The organism is Bacillota bacterium (assembly GCA_040754675.1).
Taxonomy (GTDB): Bacteria; Bacillota; Limnochordia; order Limnochordales; family Geochordaceae; genus Geochorda.
Window position 1 is genome coordinate 1 of record JBFMCJ010000216.1, and the last position, 6,884, is coordinate 6,884.

Sequence of the window (6,884 nt, forward strand, 5' to 3'; positions counted from 1 at the left end):
CACCGAGACCACCCCCTCCCAGCGCCACATCTTCCAGAGGCTGAACGTAAAGGAGCCGCCCCTGGTCCTCCTGGCCGAGCCCAGAAACTGACAGGTGTAGTTACACGCGGAGAAATTTCCAGCCGGAAAATCATTGGGAGAAGCCCGTCTACGCCTTACGTCTCCCTACAAACTGTCGAACTCGGGTCTACCATGATCATAGAAACAGCCGCGGCGTTTCGCCGCGCCTCGAATGCCGGGGTGAATGCTTCGCAGTCCATAATCTTCCCGTGGGGATCGCGTTTTCCGGACACTTGGCGCAGTCGCCTGCGATGCCTACGCCAGCGCGCACTACCCCGGGTCCACGCTAAGCACGAAGTCCCCCCTGGTTAGACATGGACGGCGGACCAGGAATTCTCACGAGAGGTGTCGTATTGTTACCCTGTGCCAACTTTCTGGCACTTAAATCCGCGTCGACAGTTGGCTCCTGGAGTAGGCCTCAGGGTGCCCTTCTTGATCACCGTATTGGCTTGAGCCGCGGGCATGCCGAGGTGTCGATGTGCGGCGGGGGAGAGGTGAAAGGCTGTGAGTGAGTTAGGTGACGCCCTTGTTGAGTACAAGAGGAAGCTCGATGGGGTGGTTAAGCTGTACGAGGAGATCCGGAAGCTGGACGAACATCGTGGTGCCCATGCTGTCCAGTTGCGTTCCCGCTTAGAGAAGCTGGCCAAGCTCATCGACGAGCTGGATCAAGTTTGCGTCGGAACGGATCGACTGCGCCACTGGGTTGCCGAATACGAACCCGTGATTTCCCAGGCCGAAAACGAATTAAGGGTGCGCTTCGGCCGCGAGTTGGAGGCGGCGCTGGCGGAGAAGGGGTTCCCACTGCGCGGGCAGTACCCGGAACTCAAGTCGGGGCTGTTCACTCTGCAGTTGGACTTCGTGCGCGGCAAGGCCACGGTGTGGTATGGCCCCAAGCAGGAGAGGCTTGAGGAATGTCCCCTGCGCCCGGCTGACATGGCCTCCCGACTTGAGGGCATTATGAAGAGACTGGGTTCGGGTATCCCCGAGCCCGAATTCCTTGGTAAGTTACGCGAGGCTTACGCCCGTCAGGTGTCAGCGGCAGACGCAAAGGGGGTCCCCATAACTGCCATCCTCGGAGAAGTGGCCCACCTCGTGCAGGACGCCCGCTTCCACCAGGATCCGCGCAAGGAACTGTACCGGAGCTATGGGCGCGCTGATTTCAGTTACGACCTGTTTCGGCTGACCCGGTTTCTCAGGGTATCACCTTCTGACACGCACCTGCGCCTGGCCGTGGCCACGAGGGAGTACACCAAGCGGCGTCAGGACTTCCTGTGGGTTCCTGACGATGAATCGGGGAGGGGCACCGCTTACTCTCACCTGAGATTCGAGGGGGAGATGCCATGAGCGAACTCACCCAGGCCGTTGCCCGCCGCATCATCGACACGGTGGGGGCCCACGGCGTCCCGCCCGAATACGGCTTCCAGTTCTTCAGCGTGGGCTTTGAGCCGTACCTGGCAATAATCGAGGACGAATACCTCTCTTCGTTTATCCCCCAAGGGGGCTCGGCCTTCAAGTTGGTCATCGGTATGTATGGTGGGGGAAAAACGCACCTCTTGTACTCAATCCGTGATGTTGCCTGGAAGCATAACTTCGTGGTTTCCTACGTCACCCTGAGCCCGGGCGAGAGCCCCTTTCACCGCCTGGATCTGGTTTATGGTGCCATAGCTCGCGGCATACTCCCGCCGCTAACCCCCGAGGAGCTCCTCAGCGGATTCGAGTATGGCATGGCGAGCTTTCTGCGCGGTTGGTACGCCATGAAGTTCCAGGAATGCCGCAGTAAAGGCTTGAGCGGTGAAGCTTTGTACTCGGAACTGGAGGCGGACGTGGAACGCCTCAGCGGGGTGGAAAGTTTGAGTTTCCTCAGGGCGATAAAGGCATCTCTCCGTGCGCTTGCCCAGAGGCGCGAGGACGACTTCGAGAACATATGTCAATGGTTGACTGGTGAGTCCTATGACCGTAAGACACACTCACGGCACGGCATTCTCCAGCGGATCGACAGGAGCACAGCGTTCACCATGATCCGCTCTCTCGTCCAGTGTCTCAGGCAAATGGGGTACAACGGTCTTGTTGTGTTGCTCGACGAAGCAGAACGAGTGCCCAGCCTTTCGACGCGACAGCGAGACCAGCACCTCAGCAATCTGAGGGAGGTCATCGACGCCTGCGGTCACACGTCTTTTCAGGGAGCCATGATTTTTTATGCGGTGCCAGATGACAATTTCCTAGAGGGACGGACCCAGATATACGAGGCTCTCAAACAGAGGCTTGACACTGTTTTCGGTGGGCTGAATCCAGCGGGAGTACGGATTAACTTGGAGAGCGTTGTTTCCGACCCAGTGGAGTTCCTGGTGTCCATCGGCCAGAAGCTGGCTGAAGTATACCGGGTTGCCTATGGGTGCCAGTTCCGCGACGAGCATTTGGCTGCCACCATCACCAATGTCGCCGGCTTCGCAGCTGATCAGCGTTATGCAGACGAGGGCTATAAGCGGTTGTTTGTGAAGACTATTGTGAGAGCTCTCCATCATCTTAGGCAAAAGGGTGTTCCGCCTTCCGTCGACGACTTGAGGTAGCGTGTTATGGTGGGGCGCCTGGTATCCCACAGAAGATTCGGGCGGGGGAGGGTGCTTCGGACCCGGCACAGGGGTTTTGAGTCACTGGTTGAGTTCGCAGATGGGCGCAAGCGCTGGGTCAGAGTGGACGAGCTGAGTGATGTGCCACCGTTGATGTTACCTGCACGGGTCAGCGCATCCCCCCGCGAGCCCGACGACGAATCCTTCAGACACCGCAGGATGATTGAGGCCTTTCGCCTCGGAGTGGTGCCATACGACCTGGTAGATGAGTTCACGTTCGGAAGGGATAGTGAGACACGGGTGCTGAGGGACTGGCTCGGCGACGGCCAACACCAAGTCTGTTTCCTGGTGGGAGCCTATGGCGTAGGGAAAAGCCATCTAGTCCAATATGTGCGCGGACGGGCCTTGCGGGAAGGGTTTGCCGTCGCTGCTGTGGACATGGATCCCTCGGAGACGCCGTTTCACAAACCCAAGCGCGTGTACGCGAGCTTGATTCAGAGCTTTCGTTATCCCCGGCATGGGGAGCAGCAGCCTGGCGGCTTTCGCGAGTTCCTCCGCGAAGTCCTGTCAAGAGGTGGTCTTCTCGACCATGAGTACTTCCAGCACCTGGCCCGCTCCGCCGACGAGTGCCTGTGGGAGTGGATTGAGGCCAGGGAAAGTACGCCGCGGCCGGTTGCGGACGTCAACTACCGGCAGCTCCCATCTCTATATGACTTTACCACTGCCGCGAACATATACTGCTATCTGTTAAGTGCTCTTGGCTGGGCGGCCCTGCAGGTAATGGATCTGAAGGGACTGCTGCTGCTTATCGATGAGGCGGAGGCGGCAACACAGGTCGGCTATGGGTACCAGTCTAAGGGCCTCAACTTCCTGCAGGCCCTGATGCGTACCGCTGCCAACGACCCGAAAATGGCGGGGCCCCCGCTCCGCTCGGGGTTTGATTATTGCAGCATGGGTTACGCTTCCGAAATCCCCTTCCTGTACCGTGATCCGAGCGGGTTGAAGGTCGTGTGTGCATTCACGCCGGTGTGGCTCCTCGACTACCTCTCTAAGTCTGCAACGCCATTAAGGCTTGACCTCGAGCCGCTCGGCGAGCAGGCACTTAAGGGTTTGTTCGAGGAGATCTGCCTCATCTATGACAGCGCTTATGGATTCCTGGAGAAGGACCCAATCGTTGACTTAATTTACCGCCGGGTCAAGGACCGTGGAGGTCGTACCAGGATGTTCGTGAAGGCGGCCGTAGAGGCGTTGGACCTCATGCGCTTCGGACAACGTCGGCCCGTGGCCGAGGTGCTGGCGTGACCCGGCAGGAAGAGAGACTGATCCGTAGCCGGCTGAGGCGGAGTTGGGCACCGTTCTTCGGGCGCTTCGGGAGGTTCACGCCCATCCAGGTGCTCACCATCCCGAAGATTCTTGACGGGTACAACGTGGCTGTGGCTGCGCCTACGGCATCGGGGAAAACCGAAGCCGTGGTTGCTCCGGTGGCTGAGCGTTACGTCAGCGAACGTCGTCAGGGCGTGGCCATTCTCTACGTGGTGCCGACCCGCGCCCTGGCCAATGACACCCATGCTCGTGTGGCTGGCCCGCTCGGGGAGATGGGTATCAGCGTCGCCCTCAAGCACGGGGACCGACCCATGTTGCCCAGCCAACTGCCCGAGTGCCTTATCACGACCCCGGAGTCCCTGGATTCTCTACTCTGCAGGCGGCCCCGTGCGTTCGAGCAACTGCAGGTGGTGATCGTCGACGAAATTCACCTGCTTGACAGCACGTATCGCGGTGACCAGCTCCGCGTCCTGCTCCGCCGCCTGGAAAGGCTAGCAACTTCGCCGCCCTCGGTGCACCTGTTGTCTGCCACCCTGTCGCAGCCGGCGGACACAGCAAGCAGATACGCGTCGACCTTCGAGCTGGTTCGCGCGGGGGAGCCACGCAAGATGGTGTACCACTTGCTGAATTCCCACCAGGAGGTGCACTCGCTGGCGCGCGCTCAGGGCTGGAGGAAGCTACTTTGCTTCTGTAACCTGCGGGAGTCGGTCGAGCAGATTGCGTCTGAACTGGCCCGTGTGTGGCACCCTTACCCCGTAGTCGCGCACCACGGAAGTCTCAGTCGCCAGCTCCGAGAAGAGGCAGAAACATTGATGAAGGAGGCCGACGTAGCCGTGTGCGTGGCGACGTCGACCCTGGAGGTAGGGATCGATATCGGTGACATCGATCTGGTGGTGCTCGCAGAGGTGCCGTGGAGTATCACAGCCCTGCTCCAGCGGATTGGGCGCGGGAATCGGCGGCACGGCACCGTCCAGGTGGCGGCGCTTTGCGCCTCGCCGGACGAACGCTCTGTGCTGGAGGCCATGTTCGAGGCGGCGGCAACGGGTGAACTGCCGGTTCAGGCATACGAGCCGGACCTGTCCGTCGTTGTCCAGCAAGCCCTGTCCTGCATCTATCAGCACCCGGCGGGCCTGGCCCAGGAAGAGTTGATCGATTTGGTTTCTCCGCTTTGCTCCGGGTATGAGGCGACACTGATCCTGAGCAATTTGGAGCGCCGCGGTTGGGTGGAGCAGGCTCGGGGCCTGTGGTGTCCCTCGCAGAAGCTCATGGAGGCCGGCGAAGCGGGGCGCATTCATTCCAACATCCCAGACCAAAGCGAGTACAGGGTAATCGACGTCGATTCTGGCAAGGAGATAGGTGCCGTGCACGGGGTCTTCGACGAAGTGTTCGTGCTGGGGCGTGCTACATGGAGTGTGGTATCTGTCTCGCGTGGGGTGATCAGGGTCCGCCGTTTCGGAGGTAAAGCTTCCCCTGCGGTCTTCCGACGGCACGGTCCCGTGGGGGCGTTCTTCCCCCTCCTTCCCTCCGAACTTAAGGATCGTTACGCAACAGCCGGAGCACACGGTTTGGGCCGGTAGGCTGGTCTTGCGGGATTGGGGGTCTGCCGTTGAGCGCGGGCAGGGTTCCCGGCAACCCAACAAAGTCGCGGGAGGTTGGAACCACTCTGCCCTCGGCTTGGTGGGGATCTTCAAGAGAGTCGGCTGGTGAACGAGAAGCAGGGGCGGGGATTCGTAGCGGGGAACCCCAGGTGCAAAGCTGTAAAGGGGTTTGACGAGACGGTTATGCCGCGCCAAGGGTGCATCATCGCCAGAGAGTGTAACGGTATTCCATATGAGACGATCGAAGGGAAGCCGTTTTTTGGCCCGACTCGCCGTACCAGACAGGCTTTGCAGGCGGTAACGATACCTCCGTGCCCGCAAGCAGACTTCTTTCACCATGTCCGAGTCACGATGCCGGCTGTATATGCTAACATCGAATGGGTCCGTTTTTGGAGGTTTATGAGGCAAGATCATGATTGTTTCGACTACCGCATTGCGGTCGTATTCTTGCGACCAGTCCCGGCAGTCAGGGAAGAGTTGTTCCTAAAGCGTGAGGAGGTTACGCTTGCAACTGGCTGGTATCCGTTGGTGACCGGGAGCAGGGCGCGGGTCCCACGTACCACCCTTGCGCGCTTTATGGGCAAGGACTTGCCCCTCAAGGTCGACATCGGGAAGCTGGAATCGGTCGTGAATATGTCGGCTGAACCTACTGGTCAGAGCATCCTCCTCAAGGGCCAACTTGGATCTATCCTCCTTGACACCGGGTTCGGAGTCCGTTGGGCAGAGATTGATCAGTTAAGGGCGGTTTTTGTATCTCATTTTCACCGGGACCATTCAGGTGGTTTGTGGGAGTTAATCAGGAGTCTTGGTGTCCCGGTTCTCATGTCCCGAGCCAGCTTGGCCCAACTTGCTCTCCTAGCTCCGCCACAGATGAAGAATTCGTTAGTAGGCCGCGTCTATTTGACCCAAGGGCAATCATACCCAGAATCTCTCTCATTCTTCCCTACATTTCACTGCCCTGGGTCTGAGGCGCTGGTGTATACCGGTGCCGGTACCACACTGGTTTACCTCGGAGACTGCTGTCTTGGGAACGGGTTCTTGCACTTCCTCCCGAGACTCCTTTCACAGCTGCAGAAGATTCTTACTCCGCGCAAGTGGCTGATTCTCGACGGAGCCTTGGTGGGGAAGGCTTTTGGCTCTGTGGTCAACGAGGAGAACTCGCCAGAACTGGTCTTGCAGAAAATGGTCGAGGGGGTCCAAACGAGGAACGTACTCTTCCTTTCCGATAGCCCTGAGCTCCTCGTTTACGCCTACCTCAGGGCGTTTCACCTAACGCGCGCCACCCCGGGGGACTCCCACATTAAACTCTTTATAAACGCACGCACCTATGAACTTT

5 protein-coding genes are annotated in these 6,884 nt (G+C 59.3%); all 5 read left to right on the plus strand.

The features are described 5' to 3' along the window. Positions 1-564: 564 nt before the first annotated feature. Positions 565-1,404, plus strand: coding sequence for a hypothetical protein (locus AB1609_12870; protein MEW6047351.1), 840 nt, complete (start codon positions 565-567; stop codon positions 1,402-1,404). Further along, complete coding sequence (locus tag AB1609_12875; GenBank protein ID MEW6047352.1) at positions 1,401-2,627, plus strand: BREX system ATP-binding domain-containing protein; 1,227 nt, start codon at positions 1,401-1,403, stop codon at positions 2,625-2,627. Before AB1609_12870 ends, AB1609_12875 begins: the two co-directional genes overlap by 4 nt. 51 nt (positions 2,628-2,678) lie before the next feature. Continuing rightward, positions 2,679-3,929 (plus strand): BREX system ATP-binding domain-containing protein, encoded by a 1,251-nt coding sequence (locus AB1609_12880; protein MEW6047353.1) that lies wholly within the window; start codon positions 2,679-2,681, stop codon positions 3,927-3,929. Next, positions 3,926-5,527 (plus strand): DEAD/DEAH box helicase, encoded by a 1,602-nt coding sequence (locus tag AB1609_12885; protein ID MEW6047354.1) that lies wholly within the window; start codon positions 3,926-3,928, stop codon positions 5,525-5,527. The genes AB1609_12880 and AB1609_12885 overlap by 4 nt, the downstream gene beginning before the upstream one ends. Positions 5,528-5,653: 126 nt before the next feature. Further along, a partial coding sequence (locus AB1609_12890) for an MBL fold metallo-hydrolase (protein MEW6047355.1) occupies positions 5,654-6,884 on the plus strand: 1,231 nt, incomplete at its 3' end.